Raw genomic sequence first — 16,884 nt, forward strand, 5'->3', positions numbered from 1 at the left:
GAACGAATGAAGACCCCGCAACGCCATGCCAGCATCCGCCGCCAACACGGCAGCCTCGTCATCGGCCTGATCATTGGCTTGCTGGTCGGCTTGGCCCTAGCCCTTGGCGTGGCGCTCTACATCGCCAAGGTGCCGGTGCCCTTCATCAACAAGGTGCCCCAGCGCACCGCCGAGCAAGACGCCGCCGAGACCGAGAAAAACAAGAACTGGGACCCGAACAGCGCGCTCTACGGCAAGACACCGGCCAAGCCCGGCAGCATGGCCAGCGGCGTGGTGAGCGCACCGGCCGTGCCGCCCACACTGCCACCGCCGGTGGCGCCGGCCACCGCAGGCAAGCCAGACCCGGCCGCCATCCTGGCCGGCAAACCCGCCGACAACGCCGTGTCCACGAAACCGGGCTCTGATGCGTTGAGCTACTTTGTACAGGCAGGCGCCTTCGGCCGGCCCGAAGACGCCGAAGCCCAGCGCGCCAAGCTGGCGATGTCGGGCATGGCGGCCAAGGTCACCGAGCGCGAGCAGGCGGGCCGCACGGTGTACCGCGTGCGGCTGGGGCCCTTCGAGCGAAAAGACGACGCCACGAAGATCAAGGAAAAGCTGGAAGGCGCAGGCGTGGAGTCGGCGCTGGTTCAGGTTCAGAAATGAGCCTCCGCAGAAGCACCTGAACTTATCGGGCGCTGCCGCACTCCACATCCGTCATTGACCTGGAATTCACACAACATGAACCGTCGCGACTTTTCAGCACAACTGGTGGGCCTGGGCCTTGGAGCCACTGCGCTGTCGGCAAGCTTGCCGGCACAGGCGCAGGGCCAGCCTGTTGAAGGCACCCAGTACGTGCGACTGGGCACGCTGGCGCCGGTGAGCGCACCGGCCGGCAAGATCGAGGTCATCGAGTTCTTCTGGTACGGCTGCCCGCACTGCAACGCCTTCGAGCCCACGCTCGACGCCTGGCAGAAGAAACTGCCGGCCGACGTGGCCTTTCGCCGCGTGCCGGTGGCCTTCCGGGAGGCCTTCACGCCGCACCAGCAGATCTTCTATGCGCTCGAAGCGATGGACAAGGTCGAGGCCATGCACCGCCGCGTCTTCTATGCCATCCACAACGATCGCCAGCGCCTAGAGAAGCCCGAAGAGATCGCCGCCTTCATGGAAAAGCACGGCATCGACCGCGCGAAATTCCTGGAGATCTACAACTCGTTTTCCGTGCAAACCAAGGCCAAGCAAGCCACCCGCCTGGCCGAGGCCTACAAGATCGACGGCGTGCCCGCCATGGGCATACACGGCCGCTTCTTCACCTCCGGCACGCTCGCGGGTTCACCTGAGAAGGCCCTGCTGGTGACCGAGTTCCTGGTGCAGTCGCTGCGCAAGAAGGCCTGACTGGTTGCCCGGGCGCCGGGAGGCGCCCCGGTGTGAAGACCCCACACCTTCCAGCCTTCGTTTTCGCGCCTCAAAACCAGCTGAGGCTGCCTCAGCGGCATGAACTGTCGGCTAGAATGGCCTGCAAGTTTCATGCCGCAATGACCCCTCTTTCTCTCTCCTTCCTTTCCCGCCTGTTGCCAGCCTGTGCGCTTGCACTCGTCGCCCTGGCGGCCCCGGCGCACGCTGAAAAAGCCGACCGCCTGAAAAAGATGGAGGTCGAGTCTGACCAACCAGGCAAGGTTGACCTGCAGAACCAGATCGTCGTCTTCAACGGCAATGTGGTGGTCTCCAAGGGCACCATGCTCATCCGGGCCAGCCACATTGAAGTACGGGAAAGCCCTGAGGGCTACCAGACGGCCATCGCCCTCGGCAGCCCACAGCGGCTCGCCAGCTTTCGCCAAAAGCGCGACGGCGTCGACGAGTTCATCGAAGGTGAAGCCGAGCGCGTGGAGTACGACAGCAAGGCCGACACCGTTCGCTTCATCAACAAGGCCTCGGTGAAGCGCCTGCGCGGCACCGTGGTTGCCGATGAAGTCACTGGCGCACTGATCACCTACAACAGCACCGCCGAGCTGTTCACGGTGTCGGGCGGCGCCTCGGCCGCCACGCCAGCCAACCCCACCGGCCGCGTGCGCGTGGTGCTCACGCCGCGCGAAGGCACGCCGGCCGCGGCGGAAGCCGCATCGGCTGCTTCCGCGGGCTCGGAGGGCAAGCGGTGAACGCCCCCTCGCCGCCCGGGCTCATGGCGGCCACCAGCCGGCTGGAGGCGATCGGTCTGGAGAAGAGCTACGGTGCGCGCAAGGTGGTGAAAGACGTGCGCCTTGCGGTGCACAGCGGCGAGGTGGTGGGCTTGCTGGGGCCCAATGGCGCCGGCAAGACGACCAGCTTCTACATGATCGTGGGCCTGGTGCGTGCCGACGCCGGCGAGATCACCATCGACGGCCAGCGCGTCGAGCGGCTGCCAATACACCAGCGCTCGCGCCTGGGCCTGAGCTACCTGCCCCAAGAGGCATCGATCTTTCGCAAGCTGAACGTCGAAGAAAACATACGCGCGGTGCTTGAGCTTCAGCACGGCCCTGACGGTCGCGCACTGCCCAAGCCCACCATTGACAAGCTGCTCAACGGCCTGCTGAACGACCTGAGCATCGAGAAGCTGCGCGCAAGCCCGGCCCCCGCGCTGTCGGGCGGCGAGCGGCGGCGTGTGGAGATCGCGCGTGCCTTGGCCACGCAGCCGCGCTTCATCTTGCTCGACGAGCCGTTTGCCGGCGTCGACCCGATCGCGGTACTGGAGATCCAACGCATCATCGGTTTTCTGAAGGCGCGCGGCATCGGGGTGCTGATCACTGACCACAACGTGCGCGAGACCCTGGGCATTTGCGACCGTGCCTACATCATCAGCGAAGGACGCGTGCTCGCCGAGGGCACGCCGGGCGAGATTGTCGAGAACGCTGATGTGCGTAAGGTCTATCTCGGCGAACACTTTCGAATGTAGTTTGTGACGGACCACGCAGTATGAAACCGTCATTGCAGGTACGCCTGTCGCAGCACCTGGCGCTCACGCCACAGCTGCAGCAGTCGATCCGTTTGCTGCAACTCTCCACGCTCGAGCTTCACCAAGAAGTCGAGCAGATGCTGGAGCAGAACCCCTTCCTCGAAACTGAAGAAGAAGCCGCCCCTGTCTTCGAGCCCATGACCGAGCGCATCTCGGCGTCGGAGCATGTGGCCGAACGCGAGGCCGAGCGCGTGGTGTCCGAGCCCAATACCGAAGCGGCACCCGATGAAGCGCCCGGTGTCGACAGTGCCGAGTTCGGCACCACCGAGCGCGACGACTGGGAAAACGGCACCGAGCGCGACGACTTCGACGGCATTCGCGAGCTGCCTAGCAGCAGTGGCAGCAGCAGCAACAACGACGGCGACGACTTCGACCCGCACGAGCGCAACAGCGAAACCGTGAGCCTGCAGGAGCACCTGCGCCGCCAGCTGCTGGGCATGCGGCTGAGCGCCGAAGACGCCGCAGCGGTCACGGTGCTGATCGAGTCGCTCACCGACGACGGCTACCTGGCCGACACGCTGGAAGAAATTGCCGCTGAGCTGGCCGACAACGAGGAGCAGCGCGAAGAACTGATAGAGCGGCTGCAGTGCGCGCTCAAGTGGCTGCAAAACATGGAGCCGCTGGGTGTGGGCGCGCGCGACCTGGGCGAGTGCCTCATCTTGCAGCTGCGCGCCACCGAGCGCTGTGAGGCGCAGATGATCGCCATCATGATCTGCAAGCAGCACCTGGAGCTCTTGGCCCGGCGTGACATGAAGAAGCTGATGGCAGCCACCGGTGCGGACGAAGAGCTCATCAAGCGGGCACAGACCCTCATCGTGGCCACCGAGCCCAAGCCCGGCCGCCCGTTTGCACGCGCCGAAGCCAACATCATCGTGCCCGACGTGATCGTGCAGAAGTCGGGCCGCAACTGGAAGGTCGTGCTCAACCCCGACGTGATGCCCAAGCTGCGCATCAACGACCTGTACGCGCAGGCCATCAAGCACAGCCGTGGCTCGCCCAGCAACAGCGCCACTGCGGGGCTCAGCTCGCGGCTGCAAGAAGCGCGCTGGTTCATGAAAAACATCCAGCAGCGTTTCGACACCATCCAGCGTGTATCGCAGGCCATCGTGGAGCGGCAAAAGAGCTTCTTTACGCACGGCGAGATTGCGATGAAGCCACTGGTCCTGCGCGAGATCGCCGACGAGCTGGGCCTGCACGAGTCGACCATCTCTCGCGTAACCACCGCCAAGTACATGGCCACCCTGTTCGGCACCTTCGAGCTGAAGTACTTCTTTGGCTCATCGCTCAACACCGACGCCGGCGGCAATGCGTCGAGCACTGCAGTGCGCGCGCTCATCAAGCAGCTGGTGGCAGCCGAAGACCAGGCCAAGCCATTGTCAGACAGCCAGCTCAGCAAGATGCTCGAAGAGCAAGGCATACAGGTGGCGCGCCGCACGGTGGCCAAGTACCGCGAAGCGCTGCGCATAGCGCCGGCCAACCTCAGGCGGACGATGTAATGGCATTGCCGCTTTTCTTGCCCTGCGCCGCCGGTGTTGAAACCTGGCTGGCCGAAGAGGTGCAGCGCATCTTGCCGCAAGCGCAGGTGCACACCGGCCGTGGCGGCGTGGGTGTCGACGGCGACCCCAGCGACGTGATGGTGCTCAACCTGGAAAGCCGCCTCGCCCAGCGCGTGCTGGCCGAAGTGGCGGCCGGCCCGTACCAGAGCGAAGACGACCTGTACGCGCTGGCACGCAGCGTCGACTGGCAGCAATGGATCACGCCCGAGCACACCTTGCGCGTGGACACCACCGCCCACCGCAGCCCGCTGCGCAGCCTTAACTTCGCCGCCCTGCGCGTGAAAGACGCGGTCTGCGACATGCTGCGCGAGGCCACCGGTGAACGCCCCAGCGTCGACACCCAGCAGCCCGACCTGCAGCTGGTGCTGCACGTGGGCGAGACGCATGCCTCGTTGTACGTGGACACCTCGGGTGAGTCGCTCTTCAAGCGCGGCTGGCGCGAAGACAAGGGCGATGCGCCGTTGAAAGAAACACTCGCCGCCGCGATGCTCGCCGCCGCCGGCTGGCGCGGCACTGCAGAAGCGGGTGGCGCGCTGCACGACCCCTGCTGCGGCTCGGGCACCATCGCCATCGAGGCCGCGCAGATCGCCTGCGGCATCGCACCCGGGCTGAAGCGCCGCTTTGCCTTCGAGCGCCTGCTGCCATTTGTCGACGCCGACATGCGCGCGCAGTGGCAGCGCCTCAAGAGCCACGCACAGTCGCGCATCCACCCGAGCGCGGTGCCCATTTTTGCGAGTGACGTGGCCTTCCGCATGGTCGACTTCGCGCGCCGCAATGCGCAACGCGCGGGGGTTGAAGACATGATCCAGTTCAACGGAGGCGACGCGCTGGAGCGGCCCGCGCCCGCGCTGCCCGAGGGGCTGCACGGCACGCTGATGATCAACCCGCCGTATGGAGAGCGTATCGACGTGGCGGGCAAGGCCGCGCGCCCGTCAGCACATGATCCACAAGACGACAACAGAGCCGCACCCGACGACTTCTTCCCGCGCCTGGCCACCCACTGGAAGCGTGCCTACACCCAGGCTCCCGGTGGCTGGACGGCCTGGGTGCTCAGCCCCGACATGAAGCTGCCCAGCGCCATGCGTTTGAAAGAGTCGCGGCGCGTGCCGATGTGGAATGGCCCGATCGAGTGCCGCTTGTTCCGCTTCGACCTGGTGGCCGGCTCGGCCCGCTCAGTGGTGTAACGGCAAGCTGAAGTAGAAGGTCGCACCCGCATTCGGCTGGGCCTGCGCCCACAGGCGGCCCCCATGCCGCTCGACGATGCGCTTCACGATGCTCAGGCCCACGCCGTGCCCGGTGTACTGCTGGCCATGCAGGCGGTGAAACGGCTCGAACAGGCGCTCGGCCTGGGTGTGGTCGAAGCCCACTCCGTTGTCACGCACAAAGCACACCTGCTCGCCTTCGGCAGCAAACGCACCCACTTCCACATGAGGTGGGTGCGCATCGCGGCTGAATTTGATCGCGTTGCCCAGCAGGTTCACATACACCTGCCGCAGCAGGCCGGGGTCGGCTTCGACGGTGGGCAATTCACCCACGCTCACCGGCAACGATGCGCCTTCGGGTTGGGTGAGGCGCATCTGCTCCAGCGTGTCGCGCACGAAAACCTGCAGGTCGATCGGTTGCGGCGCAAGGTCGACCTCGTTCACGCGCGCCAGCGCAAGCAGGTCGTTCACCAGTTGCCCCGATGAATCGGCCTGCGTGGTGATGACCGACAACATGCGCTGCACCGTGGCCATGTCGTTGCGGCCCAATGCCTGGCTGGCCAGGCGCGAGACACCGGCAATGCCGCCCAGCGGCCCGCGCAGGTCGTGCGAAACACTGCGGTTGAAGCTCTCCAGGCCGGCCACGATCTCGTTCAGCTCGGCCGTGCGCTGCTGAACCCGCTGCTCCAGCGTGGCGTTGAGTGCTTGCAGTTCGGCCTCGGCCTGCTGGCGGCGCTTCAGCTCATCGGCGGCGCGCCGCTGCGCGCGCAGCAAGCCGGTGGTCAGCACCGTGGTGCCACTCACCACCACCGGCACGATGACCGCATAGCGCAAGAGTGCCACCTCTACCAGGCCCAGCCAGGCCATCACCAGCAAGCCGGGGTAGAGCATCAACGCGGCACACACGAGACCGTGACCGTGGCCGGGCTCGCGTCGCACCGCCCACAGCGCCAGCAGGCCCTGGACTCCCAGAAGCGCCGCGAAACCCGTGAAGGAGGCCAGGCGACTCATCCAGCCCATCTGCGCCGACGTGAGGTGGATGACCGCCACCACCGCGACCGCGATCTCGATGCGCCTGGCGGCCGGCATGGGCATGCCCACATAACGCACGAAACCCAGGGTGAGCAGCAAGACCGCCGGTACCGCCAGAAACCCCACATGCGGGTTGATCTTGTCGCCCACGGGCAGCAGGTAGCGGTCGAAGCTGTAGATCAAGCAGATCAAGAAGTAGCCCAGCGCGAAATAGGCCGACCAAGCCTCGCGCTGGCGACGCCACACCACCCCATGAAGCAAGGCCAGCATGCCGTGTGTCAACGCGCCCGCGAGCGCGTAGATCTCGATTGCCTGCACCTGTCGCCCCCGCTGTTTCAGATGGTCTTGAGCTCAAAGCTCAGTGGACGACGGAAGCCGACCTCCGGCGTCTAGGGCTAACCAGTAGTGGCCGGCGCGGCGGCCGCGCGGCGCTGCTGCGCGAGCCACAGCAGTGCCACACCCAGCAGGGCCAGCGGCACCAGGCTGCCCAAGTTCATGAGCGTCCAGCCGCCGGTCGTGACCAGGGCGCCAGAGCTGAAGGCCGTGATCGTCATCGTGAGGTAGACCCAGAAGTCGAGTGCTGCCTGCGCGGTGGTTCGCTCTTCCGGCCGGTATGCCTGGGTGAACAATGTCGTGCCGCCGATGTAGAGGAAGTTCCAGCCCACGCCCAGCAGCAAGAGCGCGCTGGTGAAGTGCATCAGGTCGATGCCGTGCAGCGCGATGACGACGCAGCCGATGTTGAGCAGCAACCCGCAAAACAGGATCGGCGTCACGCCAAAACGCTTGATCAGGCTGCCGGTAAAAAAGCTGGGCACAAACATGCCCAGCACATGCCACTCGAGCACCCACGCGGCGGCGGAGAAAGGGTGCTGGCATTGCGCCATGGCGATCGGTGTGGCCGTCATCAACAGGCTCATCACCCCGTAGCCCAGCGCACAGGCGGCCACCGCCACGATGAACACCGGCTGTCGCGCGATCTCACGCAAGGGCCGACCGGGCTGGCCGGGTGTCGGCTGTGGCAGCGGCGGAAAGGGAATGAACGAAATCACCAGCAACGCCAGCAAGGCCACGCCGACCAGTGCAGCGTAGGCACCGGCAAAGGGTGCGGGCAAAACGTCACGCGTGCCGCTCGCCAGCTGCGGGCCCACTACGCCACCCAGAATGCCGCCGGCCAGCACCCAGGAGATGGCGCGCTCCTTGAAGGCGGGCGTGACGAGCTCTGCGGCGGCAAAGCGGTACAGGCCGGCGTTGGCGTTGTAGTAGCCCGCCACCAACGTGGCCCCCACCAGCAGCCAGAAGTTGTGGCTGATGGCGGCCCAGGCGCAGACCGCGGTCGACGCCATCGCCACCAGCAGCCCGGCCTGGAACGCGCGCTTGCGGCCCCAGGCGCGCTGGTGCCGCGCCACCAAGGCAGTGAACATCGCGCCGCCCGCCACATAGCCCATCACCGGCAACGTGGCCAGCCACAGCGTGGGCGCGAGCTGCAAGCCCACCAGGCCGTTGATGGCGATGAAGGTCACGTTGTTGATGAGAAACAGGCCCTGGCACAGGGTGAGCCACAGCAGGGAAGCGTTCATGCGCGGGGTGCCTCGGTCAAAGGATCAGGAGGTTAAAAGGTGGAGAGTGCGAGATGCGCCAGCACGGCCAGCGGTGCGGTGTCGGCGCGCAGTACGCGGGGGCCAAGGCCTACAGCGCTGAACCCGGCGGCGAGGGCGAGCGATTCTTCGGCCTCGCTCAAGCCGCCTTCGGGGCCACTCAGGAAGACCATGTCGCGCGGCTGCGCAGAAAGCGTGTGCGAGGCACGCGGGCTGAGCAGGCAGCGCGCCTCACCGGACGCGGCCGGCAGATCACGCAGCCAATCGCCGAGGCTGCGCACCGGTGAGATCGCAGGCACGCGCGTGCGCCGGCTCTGCTCACTGGCCGCCACCGCCACGCCCTGCCAGTGCGCGAGCCGCCGCTCGGCGCGCTCACCGCTCAGGCGCAGCACCGAACGCTCGGTGATCAGCGGCTGGATCGCGGCGGCGCCGAGCTCGGTGGCTTTCTCTACCAACGCATCCATGCGCTCATTGGCCGGCATGCCGATGGCGAGGGTGATGCGCTGTGGCAGCTCGCGGTCCACGGCATCGTGCTCGTGCACCTGCACCTGCACCTCGCTGCGCCCCATGCGCTGCACCGTGGCGCGCCACTCACCACCGTGGCCGTTGAAAAGCGTGATCTCGGCGCCGGGCTGCAGGCGCAGCACCTGCACATGGCGTGCGGGGCCTGCGGGCAAGCTGATGAGCGTGTCAGCCTGTAGCGGCTGTTCAAGGTACAAGCGAGCGGGCATGCGGCGAGTGTGCCTCAGCTAGAGTGGCTACTTGAAGGGAGCGCCCATGCCTACAGACATCGAACGCCTGGATGAAGCCAACGTTTGTCACGACACCAACCCCTCGCGCGGCGCCGAGCTGCTGCGCCTGATCGACCCGGCGCAATTGCCGGCACCGCGTTGGCCCAACCACGCCTTTTTGTTGAACCATGTGCTGGGTGAGAAGCTCGGCGCATGGCCAGAGGCCTTGGCGAGGCAACAGCAGCTGATCGCGCTCGCGCAGGGCACGCCATCGGTCGCGCTGTGGCGCCAACTGGGCGCGGCCGCACATGCGGCCGAGGCCGCCCAGCCGCTGGCGCAAGCCGTCGAGGGGCTGGTCGCGATCAGCGGCGCCTCGCATGCCCGCGCACACGAGCTGCTGGCCCTGGCAGCCGCCGTGCACGTGGTGCCGGCGCGGGCCATGAGCGAGGCCGCACAAACCGCCTTGCATGCGCTCGCGCCCATCACGCAAACGGCTTGGTGGCCCAGCGAATCAGCGCTTGATGCGCAAGCCGCCGCCTGCTTGAACAACTTGGCCAACGGCCTGCTGGAGCGCCCAGAGCGCGACCTGCAGCACGGCGGCCTGCGGGCGGCCCTGTCGCGCAGCGCAGAGCAAGCACATCGCCTGTGGCAAAGCGCAGGCACCTGGGTGCAGCAAGAGCGTGCCCTCTACACCCGCGCTGTCACTTGCACAGCGCTGGCCGAGCCTCATCTGGCGCGACGCCATGCGCTCGACGGCCTGGCCATGCTCGACGCAAAAGATGGCGATCACGGGGAAGACGTCGACCGCGCCTTCTTGGAGCTCGAGCGCTGGAACGCCTGCGTGTGGCTGGGTCTGGCCGACGAGGCGCAAGGCGCCCTGGTAAGCGCCGAAGCGCTGGCGGCCCAGTTCGACGATGCGGGTTTGACCACCTGGTTTGAGGACCGACGCACGCGCTTGCCGGGCTTTCGTCGCTGAGCCCCTGCTGCGCTGACTAGCGCGCAAAGCGCCTGAGCAAGACCCGCAGGCGCCGCCGCGTCAACTGCGCGGCGCGCCAGGTGGCCGAGCGTTTCACCGCTGTCTTCACGCGCTGCTTGGTGGTGCGCCACCAGCCGAGCGCGCGCGCAAACCACGCAAACTGCATCAACTGCGGCTCGGTGAGCACAAAGAGGCGGCCCACCAGCGCCGTGCCCAGCAGCTTGGTCGCCACGATCACCGCCACGCCCAAGGCCGCCTGGCCGCGATGGATCAACCACAGCGCCACCAGCTTGATGGGAAACAGCATGACCGCCGGCACCACGAACAGCACCAGCGCGACCCTGGGCGGCACACGGCGGACCAAAGCTTCGAGGCGAGCAAACGGCGGCCACTTCGCCATCCAGGCCATGGCGGCCACGAGGGGGCGCCAGCCCCACTCTTCGATGAAGAGAACGATCGCCGCGAGGGTCAGCAAGCCGCCGCGAAGCACACGTCGCAGGCCTCGGAACAGGCTGCGCAAGAAACTCATGCGTACGACACTGCGCGGCGCGGCAACGATTCAGCGGGTGAGAGGGCAATCCGGCCTGCTCGGGCACGCCGGATTGCCTCTCGCACGCTCAACCGCCAAACAAGGCGTGGCGCGCCTTCTCAGCCGCGGGCAGGCCCTTGCGGTCGCGGATCTGGTCGATCACGCGGGTGGCCACTTCACGCAGCTCCTCGATGCTGCTGGCCTTGTCGACCGCGAGCGTCAGCGTGAAACCGCGCAGCCCGAGTTCGCTCGAAATAAGCTTGGTGAGCGTGGTGGTGAACTCGGCATAGTCGAGCAAATGCTCTTCGGGGGACAGGTCGGCCGGCACGGTTGCGAGGTCTGATTTCTCGACGGCTGAAGCCGACGCCGACGAGCCGCCAGATGTGCGGCTCGGCGAGCCTGCCACCGGTGCGATCAGCTGCAAGGATTCAAGGAGCTTGAAGTCTTCCGGCTTCAGCCCGACCACGTTGGCCAACAGCATCTCTTCAGATTTGATGCCATCGATGAGCAGCAGCAGGTTGCGCTGGCCACGATCCTTCACCAGCGCTCGCGCCTGCATTTCAACTCTTCCTGCATCAGTCTTGGACCAGATCACTGGCGACCTCCCGTGGGTAACGCTGTCGCTCCATCAAGTGTGCGCGGATTGCGCCCCTGAGGACATTGTTCGGTGCCTCTCGTCGGGCACCGTTCCACATTAGAACCGCCGACGCGCCAACTTTTCACGATTCCCCGCGAGCGTCGAAGGAATACTCGCAGGGAGTTTGTGCAATCAGGCCTTGTCGCGCAGCTCGCGGCGCAGGATCTTGCCGACCGGCGTCTTGGGCAGGTCGGTGCGGAACTCGACGATCTTGGGCCGCTTATAGCCGGTCATGTTGGCTTCGCAATAAGCGCGCACGTCGGCTTCTGTGACAGCGGGGTTGCTGCGCACAATCACCAGCTTCACGGCCTCGCCGGCCTTGGCATCTGGCACGCCCACGGCCGCGCATTCGAGAATGCCCGGCATCTGCGTGACCACATCTTCGATCTCGTTCGGGTAGACGTTGAAGCCGCTCACCAAGATCATGTCTTTCTTGCGGTCGACGATGCGGAAGTAGCCGCGCGCGTCTACCGTGCCGATGTCGCCGGTGCGGAAGAAGCCGTCGGCGGTCATTACCTTGGCGGTCTCGTCGGGGCGCTGCCAGTAGCCGGCCATGACCTGCGGCCCACGGATGGCAATTTCACCGGGCGTGCCCATCGGCACTTCGTTGCCATCGTCGTCAAGCAGGGTCAGCTCGGTGTTGGGCAGCGGCAGGCCGATGGTGCCGGTGAAGGCCTCGCTGTCGGCTGGGTTGCAGGTGGCCGAGGGTGAGGTTTCCGACAGGCCGTAGCCTTCGCAGATGGCGCAGCCGGTCTTCTCAAGCCACAGCTTGGCGGTGGCCTGCTGCACGGCCATGCCGCCGCCCACCGAGATCTTCAGGTTGCTCCAGTCGACGCTGTTGAAGTCGGCATGGTTGGCCATCGCGTTGAAGAGCGTGTTGACCGCCGGGAAGCTGTGCACCCGCTCATGGGCGATGTCCTTGAACACTGCCGGAATGTCGCGCGGGTTGGGGATCAGGATGTTGCAGCCGCCCATGCGCAGCGACAGCATCATGTTCGAGGTGAAGCCGAAGATGTGATACAGCGGCAACGCACACACCGTCATCACCTGCTCGCCCGCCGGGATCTTCTTCAGCGCGGGCTGGTACCAGGCCTCGCACTGCAAGGTGTTGGCCACCAGGTTGCGATGCAGCAGCACCGCGCCTTTGCTCACCCCGGTGGTGCCACCGGTGTACTGCAGCACCGCAATGTCGGTGGGCTTGAGGTCGGGCGCGCGGTAGGCCGCCTTGCGGCCGGTGACGACGGCGTCGTTGAAGCGCACCGCGCCGGGCAGCGTGAAGGCGGGCACCATCTTCTTCACGTTGCGCACGACGTAGTTGACGATCAGGCCCTTGGGGAAGCCCAGCATGTCGCCCATGCTCGCGAGAATCACCTTCTTGGTGGGCACCGCGGCGTAGCAGGCCTGCAGCGTGGCGGCGAAGTTCTCGACGATGACGATGGCCTTGGCGCCCGAGTCTTTCAGCTGGTGCTCCAGCTCGCGCGGCGTGTACAGCGGGTTCACGTTCACCACCACCAGGCCGGCGCGCAGGATGCCGGCCACGGCGATCGGGTACTGCGGCACGTTGGGCATCATGATGGCCACGCGGTCACCCTTTTCCAGCCCCTGCGACTGCAGGTAGGCCGCGAAGGCGCGCGACTGCTCGTCGACCAGGCCGAAGCTGAAGCCCTTGCCCATGAACTTGTAGGCCGTCAGCGGCGCGTACTTCTTCAAGCTCTCTTCGATCAGCGCGGTCAGCGACACGTACAGGCCCTGATCGATCTGCTCAGGTACGCCTGCGGGGTACTGCTTGAGCCAAGTCTTGTCCATCAAATTCTCCGGTGCGATGCGTGCATGAAATGCGCGATTCTGACGCATACCTGACAGGGGCCGCATCAGGGGTTTCGAGCGTCGAACGGTCGTTCTATTCCCCCGGCAGCGCAGGTGCGAGCGGAGCGACGCACCCATCAAGCAACGCCCGCGGAGCCGCCGGCTTTGCCGGGCCGCCAGGCGGCGCCCCCTGGGAGCAGGAGCGATGCGACTGGGGGGCCTTCTTACTCGATCGCCTTGACCATGTCTTCAACGACTTTCTTCGCGTCACCGAACACCATCATGGTTTTGTCCATGTAGAAGAGTTCGTTGTCGAGGCCGGCATAACCCGCCGCCATCGAGCGCTTGTTGACGATGATGGTCTTGGCCTTGTAGGCCTCAAGAATCGGCATGCCGTAGATGGCGCTGCCCTTGGTGTGGGCGGCAGGGTTCACCACGTCGTTGGCGCCCAGAATGATCGCCACATCGGCCTGGCCGAACTCCCCATTGATGTCTTCCATCTCGAACACCTGGTCGTACGGCACTTCGGCCTCGGCCAGCAGCACGTTCATGTGGCCCGGCATGCGCCCGGCCACCGGGTGGATGGCGTACTTGACGGTCACGCCGCGCTCGGTGAGCTTGGCAGCCAGCTCTTTCACCGCGTGCTGCGCGCGTGCGACGGCCAGGCCATAGCCCGGCACGATGATCACGGTTTCGGCGTTGCCCAGCACGAAGGCGGCATCGTCGGCGCTGCCGCTCTTCACCGGGCGGGCCTCGGCCTGGCCCGCCACCGCGCTGGTGGCTTCGCCGCCGAAACCGCCCAGGATCACGTTGAAGAACGAGCGGTTCATCGCCTTGCACATGATGTAGCTCAGGATCGCGCCCGAGCTGCCCACCAGGCTGCCTGCAATGATCAGCATGCTGTTGTTGAGCGAGAAGCCAATGCCTGCCGCGGCCCAGCCCGAGTAGCTGTTGAGCATGGACACCACCACCGGCATGTCGGCGCCGCCGATCGGGATGATGATCAGCACGCCCATCACGAAACTCAGGGCCAGCATGGCAAAGAATGCGGGCCAGCTGCCGGTGAACATGAAGGCGATGCCGAGGCCCACCGTCGCGATGCCCAGCACCAGGTTGAGCACGTGCTGGCCCGGGAACACCACCGGCGCACCCTTGAAAAGGCGGAACTTGTAGGTGCCGCTCAGCTTGCCGAAGGCGATCACTGAGCCGCTGAAGGTGACGGCACCGATGGCAGCCCCCAAGAACAGCTCGAGCCGGTTGCCGGTGGGGATTGCATCACCGGCGTTGTGCACGATCTGGAAGGCCACCGGCTCAGCGACCGCGGCGACCGCGATGAACACCGCCGCAAGGCCGATCATGCTGTGGAAGAACGCCACCAGCTCGGGCATCTTGGTCATCTCAACCGTCTTGGCGCGGTAGGCGCCGTAAGCCGCGCCAGCCAGCAACCCCAGCAGCACCCAGGCCAGCCCGATCGGGTTGCCGTGCGCCAGCTTGAGGATCAGCGCGCCAGTGGTCACCACGGCAATGGCCATGCCGACCATGCCGAACAGGTTGCCGCGTATCGAGGTTGTCGGGTGAGACAAGCCCTTCAAGGCCTGAATGAAGCAGACGCTTGCGATGAGGTACAGCAGCGTGACGAGGTTCATGCTCATTTCGGATCCTCCTTCACCAGCTTCTTCTCTTTCTTCCTGAACATCTCCAGCATGCGCCGCGTGACGAGAAACCCGCCAAACACGTTGACCGCGGCCAGCGCCACGGCGAGCACGCCCATGGTCTTGCCGAGCGGCGTTTCGGTGCCCGCGGCCGCCAGCATGGCGCCCACGATCACGATGGCCGAGATGGCGTTGGTGACGGCCATGAGCGGGGTGTGCAGCGCGGGTGTCACGGTCCAGACCACGTGGTAACCCACGTAGATGGCGAGCACGAAGATGATGAGGTTGGTAATGGTCGGCGAGATGATGTCCATCCGACGTTCTCCTGTTTGTTGATCAGATCAGCGTGTCAGAACTTGCGAATTTCTTTGATGCCGTTGCGCTCGTCGAGCAACAGCACCTTGGGCTTGTAGGCGGCGGCTTCGGCTTCGCTCATCGTCGCGTAGGTGCAGATGATGAGCAGGTCACCCACCTGCGCCTTGCGCGCCGCGGCACCGTTGAGCGAGATCACGCCCGAGCCGGGTGGCGCCTTGATGGCGTAGGTGGAAAAGCGCTCGCCGTTGTTCACGTTGTAGAGCTCGATGCGCTCGAACTCGCGCATGTCGGCTTGCGCCAGCAGCGTGCTGTCGATACCGCAAGAGCCTTCGTAGTGAAGGTCGGCCTCCGTCACGGTGGCGCGGTGCAATTTCGCCCGCAGCATCACGCGATTGGTCATTTCCGCTTCACCTCACCGCCTTGCGTCATGAGGCAAGCGGCCACGATGTCGTCGTCCATCGGCACATTGAACGTGCCTTCCTTGGTGATCACGAGCTTGAGGAAGTCGAGCACGTTGCGCGCATACAGCGCGCTGGCGTCGGCCGCCACCAGTGAGGCCAGGTTGGTCTCACCGATCAGCGTCACGCCATGCTTGACCACCGTCTTGTTGGCTTCGGTCAGCGGGCAGTTGCCGCCTTGCGCAGCCGCCAGGTCGACGATCACCGACCCCGGCTTCATGGCCTTGACCATCTCTTCGGTCACCAACACCGGCGCAGCGCGGCCGGGGATGAGCGCGGTGGTGATCACGATGTCGGCTGCGGCCACGCGCTTGGCCACTTCGACCTTCTGGCGGTCCAGCCAGCTCTGCGGCATGGGCTTGGCGTAGCCGCCCACGCCCACGGCGGCTTCTTTCTCTTCATCGGTGTCGTACGACACGTCGATGAACTTGCCGCCCAGCGACTCCACCTGCTCTTTCACCGAGGGGCGCACGTCGCTGGCCTCGATGACGGCGCCCAGGCGCTTGGCGGTGGCAATCGCCTGCAGGCCGGCCACACCCACGCCGAGGATCACCACACGCGCGGCCTTCACCGTGCCGGCGGCGGTCATCAGCATGGGGAAGAAACGCTGGTATTTGTCGGCCGCAATCATCACGGCCTTGTAGCCGGCGATGTTGGCCTGCGAGCTCAACACGTCCATGCTCTGGGCGCGGGTGGTGCGCGGCGCGGCTTCGAGCGCGAAGCTCGTGATGCCGGCACCAGCCAGACGCTGCAGACCGTCGCGGTCGAAGGGGTTGAGCATGCCCACCAGCGCCGAGCCGGGCTTCATCAACGCGAGTTCGTCGGCGCCGGGCGCGCGCACCTTGAGCACCAGCTCGCTGGCGAGCGCGGCGGCCTGGTCGACGATCTCGCAGCCGACGGCCTCGTAGGCGGCATCGGTGACGCTGGCCGCGACACCGGCGCCGCTCTCGATGCGCAGCACATGGCCTGCGGCCTTCAACTTCTTGGCCGTCTCGGGCGTGACGGCCACACGGGTCTCTCCGGCCGCGCGTTCGCGCGGTACGCCGATCTGCATGGAAGCTCCTGTCGGGGGCTGGGGGTGCGGGGCAGCTTACACAATGCCCGGGTCCGCCCGGAGCGGGAATGCGAGAGGAAGCAGCATGGTTGCCACAGACAGATTCCGTCCCAGCGTCACGGTCGCGGCGGTCATCGCGCGCGACGGGCGCTACCTGATGGTCGAGGAAGAAACGCCCGAAGGCCTGCTGCTGAACAACCCGGCGGGCCATGTGGAGCTGGGCGAAAGCGCCATCGAGGCCGTCGTGCGCGAGGCGCTGGAGGAGACGGCGCGGGCCTTTGTGCCGGAGGCTTTTCTGGGCGTCTACCTCGCCCGATTCTTGCGACCGGCCCGTTTAGAGGATGTCACCTACGTACGGCTGGCGTTCAGCGGATCG

Annotated in this window: 18 protein-coding genes; 8 read left to right on the top strand and 10 right to left on the bottom strand. The window is 65.9% G+C overall.

Features of this window, described 5'->3' with window-relative positions:
• Nucleotides 1-6 precede the first annotated feature (6 nt).
• The 6 genes from AC30QB_RS12860 (at nucleotide 7) to AC30QB_RS12885 (ending at nucleotide 5,705) form a co-directional block, all read left to right on the top strand.
• Nucleotides 7-642, top strand: coding sequence for an SPOR domain-containing protein (locus tag AC30QB_RS12860; RefSeq protein WP_489546617.1), 636 nt, complete (start codon nucleotides 7-9; stop codon nucleotides 640-642).
• A 75-nt stretch (nucleotides 643-717) separates the two neighbouring features.
• Complete coding sequence (locus AC30QB_RS12865) at nucleotides 718-1,371, top strand: thiol:disulfide interchange protein DsbA/DsbL (RefSeq protein ID WP_489546618.1); 654 nt, start codon at nucleotides 718-720, stop codon at nucleotides 1,369-1,371.
• A gap of 140 nt (nucleotides 1,372-1,511) precedes the next feature.
• Nucleotides 1,512-2,132: a lipopolysaccharide transport periplasmic protein LptA gene (gene lptA, locus AC30QB_RS12870; protein ID WP_489546619.1), complete on the top strand. Its 621-nt coding sequence runs from the start codon at nucleotides 1,512-1,514 to the stop codon at nucleotides 2,130-2,132.
• A gap of 23 nt (nucleotides 2,133-2,155) precedes the next feature.
• The gene (gene lptB / locus AC30QB_RS12875; protein ID WP_489546634.1) at nucleotides 2,156-2,905 is read left to right on the top strand and encodes an LPS export ABC transporter ATP-binding protein; all 750 of its coding nucleotides are present in this window, start codon (nucleotides 2,156-2,158) and stop codon (nucleotides 2,903-2,905) included.
• 20 nt (nucleotides 2,906-2,925) lie between these two features.
• On the top strand, nucleotides 2,926-4,461 hold the full coding sequence (locus AC30QB_RS12880; protein ID WP_489546620.1) for an RNA polymerase factor sigma-54: 1,536 nt from the start codon (nucleotides 2,926-2,928) through the stop codon (nucleotides 4,459-4,461).
• Nucleotides 4,461-5,705, top strand: a complete 1,245-nt coding sequence (locus AC30QB_RS12885; RefSeq protein ID WP_489546621.1) for a THUMP domain-containing class I SAM-dependent RNA methyltransferase — start codon at nucleotides 4,461-4,463, stop codon at nucleotides 5,703-5,705. Before AC30QB_RS12880 ends, AC30QB_RS12885 begins: the two co-directional genes overlap by 1 nt.
• Here the strand turns inward: AC30QB_RS12885 and AC30QB_RS12890 are convergent.
• The 3 genes from AC30QB_RS12890 to AC30QB_RS12900 form a co-directional block, all read right to left on the bottom strand.
• A complete protein-coding gene (locus AC30QB_RS12890) occupies nucleotides 5,694-7,025 on the bottom strand; it encodes a sensor histidine kinase (RefSeq protein WP_489546622.1) in 1,332 nt (443 codons plus the stop codon). The two genes, AC30QB_RS12885 and AC30QB_RS12890, sit on opposite strands and share 12 nt — an antisense overlap.
• A 125-nt stretch (nucleotides 7,026-7,150) precedes the next feature.
• Nucleotides 7,151-8,332: an MFS transporter gene (locus AC30QB_RS12895; RefSeq protein ID WP_489546623.1), complete on the bottom strand. Its 1,182-nt coding sequence runs from the start codon at nucleotides 8,330-8,332 to the stop codon at nucleotides 7,151-7,153.
• 32 nt (nucleotides 8,333-8,364) lie between these two features.
• Nucleotides 8,365-9,081: a 16S rRNA (uracil(1498)-N(3))-methyltransferase gene (locus tag AC30QB_RS12900; RefSeq protein WP_489546624.1), complete on the bottom strand. Its 717-nt coding sequence runs from the start codon at nucleotides 9,079-9,081 to the stop codon at nucleotides 8,365-8,367.
• A 46-nt stretch (nucleotides 9,082-9,127) separates the two neighbouring features.
• On the opposite strand from AC30QB_RS12900, the gene AC30QB_RS12905 reads away from it, so the two are divergent.
• Nucleotides 9,128-10,057 carry a hypothetical protein gene (locus AC30QB_RS12905; RefSeq protein WP_489546625.1) on the top strand — a complete coding sequence of 310 codons (930 nt, stop codon included), beginning with the start codon at nucleotides 9,128-9,130 and terminating at the stop codon, nucleotides 10,055-10,057.
• Nucleotides 10,058-10,073: 16 nt separating this feature from the next.
• On the opposite strand, the gene AC30QB_RS12910 is transcribed toward AC30QB_RS12905, so the two are convergent.
• The 7 genes from AC30QB_RS12910 to AC30QB_RS12940 all read right to left on the bottom strand — a co-directional run bounded on the left by AC30QB_RS12910 (nucleotide 10,074) and on the right by AC30QB_RS12940 (nucleotide 16,508).
• Nucleotides 10,074-10,586 carry a hypothetical protein gene (locus tag AC30QB_RS12910; protein ID WP_489546626.1) on the bottom strand — a complete coding sequence of 171 codons (513 nt, stop codon included), beginning with the start codon at nucleotides 10,584-10,586 and terminating at the stop codon, nucleotides 10,074-10,076.
• A gap of 88 nt (nucleotides 10,587-10,674) precedes the next feature.
• Nucleotides 10,675-11,145: a hypothetical protein gene (locus AC30QB_RS12915; protein ID WP_489546627.1), complete on the bottom strand. Its 471-nt coding sequence runs from the start codon at nucleotides 11,143-11,145 to the stop codon at nucleotides 10,675-10,677.
• A 210-nt stretch (nucleotides 11,146-11,355) separates the two neighbouring features.
• A complete protein-coding gene (locus AC30QB_RS12920) occupies nucleotides 11,356-13,029 on the bottom strand; it encodes a long-chain-fatty-acid--CoA ligase (protein ID WP_489546628.1) in 1,674 nt (557 codons plus the stop codon).
• 224 nt (nucleotides 13,030-13,253) lie between these two features.
• Complete coding sequence (locus tag AC30QB_RS12925; RefSeq protein WP_489546629.1) at nucleotides 13,254-14,681, bottom strand: NAD(P)(+) transhydrogenase (Re/Si-specific) subunit beta; 1,428 nt, start codon at nucleotides 14,679-14,681, stop codon at nucleotides 13,254-13,256.
• Nucleotides 14,678-14,995, bottom strand: coding sequence for an NAD(P) transhydrogenase subunit alpha part 2 (locus AC30QB_RS12930; RefSeq protein WP_489546630.1), 318 nt, complete (start codon nucleotides 14,993-14,995; stop codon nucleotides 14,678-14,680). Before AC30QB_RS12930 ends, AC30QB_RS12925 begins: the two co-directional genes overlap by 4 nt.
• A 35-nt stretch (nucleotides 14,996-15,030) precedes the next feature.
• Complete coding sequence (gene panD / locus AC30QB_RS12935; RefSeq protein ID WP_489546631.1) at nucleotides 15,031-15,396, bottom strand: aspartate 1-decarboxylase; 366 nt, start codon at nucleotides 15,394-15,396, stop codon at nucleotides 15,031-15,033.
• A complete protein-coding gene (locus AC30QB_RS12940) occupies nucleotides 15,393-16,508 on the bottom strand; it encodes a Re/Si-specific NAD(P)(+) transhydrogenase subunit alpha (RefSeq protein ID WP_489546632.1) in 1,116 nt (371 codons plus the stop codon). Before AC30QB_RS12940 ends, panD begins: the two co-directional genes overlap by 4 nt.
• A gap of 85 nt (nucleotides 16,509-16,593) precedes the next feature.
• On the opposite strand from AC30QB_RS12940, the gene AC30QB_RS12945 reads away from it, so the two are divergent.
• On the top strand, nucleotides 16,594-16,884 hold a 291-nt coding region (locus AC30QB_RS12945), incomplete at its 3' end, for an NUDIX domain-containing protein (protein WP_489546633.1).

The organism is Rhizobacter sp. (assembly GCF_046595475.1).
In the GTDB taxonomy this organism is placed as follows: domain Bacteria; phylum Pseudomonadota; class Gammaproteobacteria; order Burkholderiales; family Burkholderiaceae_C; genus Rhizobacter.

Coding starts and splice junctions, on each gene's coding strand:
- AC30QB_RS12860 (WP_489546617.1), top strand. CDS start 7: ATGAAGACCCCGCAACGCCATGCCAGCATCCGCCGCCAACACGGCAGC.
- AC30QB_RS12865 (WP_489546618.1), top strand. CDS start 718: ATGAACCGTCGCGACTTTTCAGCACAACTGGTGGGCCTGGGCCTTGGA.
- lptA (WP_489546619.1), top strand. CDS start 1,512: ATGACCCCTCTTTCTCTCTCCTTCCTTTCCCGCCTGTTGCCAGCCTGT.
- lptB (WP_489546634.1), top strand. CDS start 2,156: ATGGCGGCCACCAGCCGGCTGGAGGCGATCGGTCTGGAGAAGAGCTAC.
- AC30QB_RS12880 (WP_489546620.1), top strand. CDS start 2,926: ATGAAACCGTCATTGCAGGTACGCCTGTCGCAGCACCTGGCGCTCACG.
- AC30QB_RS12885 (WP_489546621.1), top strand. CDS start 4,461: ATGGCATTGCCGCTTTTCTTGCCCTGCGCCGCCGGTGTTGAAACCTGG.
- AC30QB_RS12890 (WP_489546622.1), bottom strand. CDS start 7,025: ATGCTGGCCTTGCTTCATGGGGTGGTGTGGCGTCGCCAGCGCGAGGCT.
- AC30QB_RS12895 (WP_489546623.1), bottom strand. CDS start 8,332: ATGAACGCTTCCCTGCTGTGGCTCACCCTGTGCCAGGGCCTGTTTCTC.
- AC30QB_RS12900 (WP_489546624.1), bottom strand. CDS start 9,081: ATGCCCGCTCGCTTGTACCTTGAACAGCCGCTACAGGCTGACACGCTC.
- AC30QB_RS12905 (WP_489546625.1), top strand. CDS start 9,128: ATGCCTACAGACATCGAACGCCTGGATGAAGCCAACGTTTGTCACGAC.
- AC30QB_RS12910 (WP_489546626.1), bottom strand. CDS start 10,586: ATGAGTTTCTTGCGCAGCCTGTTCCGAGGCCTGCGACGTGTGCTTCGC.
- AC30QB_RS12915 (WP_489546627.1), bottom strand. CDS start 11,145: ATGCAGGCGCGAGCGCTGGTGAAGGATCGTGGCCAGCGCAACCTGCTG.
- AC30QB_RS12920 (WP_489546628.1), bottom strand. CDS start 13,029: ATGGACAAGACTTGGCTCAAGCAGTACCCCGCAGGCGTACCTGAGCAG.
- AC30QB_RS12925 (WP_489546629.1), bottom strand. CDS start 14,681: ATGAGCATGAACCTCGTCACGCTGCTGTACCTCATCGCAAGCGTCTGC.
- AC30QB_RS12930 (WP_489546630.1), bottom strand. CDS start 14,995: ATGGACATCATCTCGCCGACCATTACCAACCTCATCATCTTCGTGCTC.
- panD (WP_489546631.1), bottom strand. CDS start 15,396: ATGACCAATCGCGTGATGCTGCGGGCGAAATTGCACCGCGCCACCGTG.
- AC30QB_RS12940 (WP_489546632.1), bottom strand. CDS start 16,508: ATGCAGATCGGCGTACCGCGCGAACGCGCGGCCGGAGAGACCCGTGTG.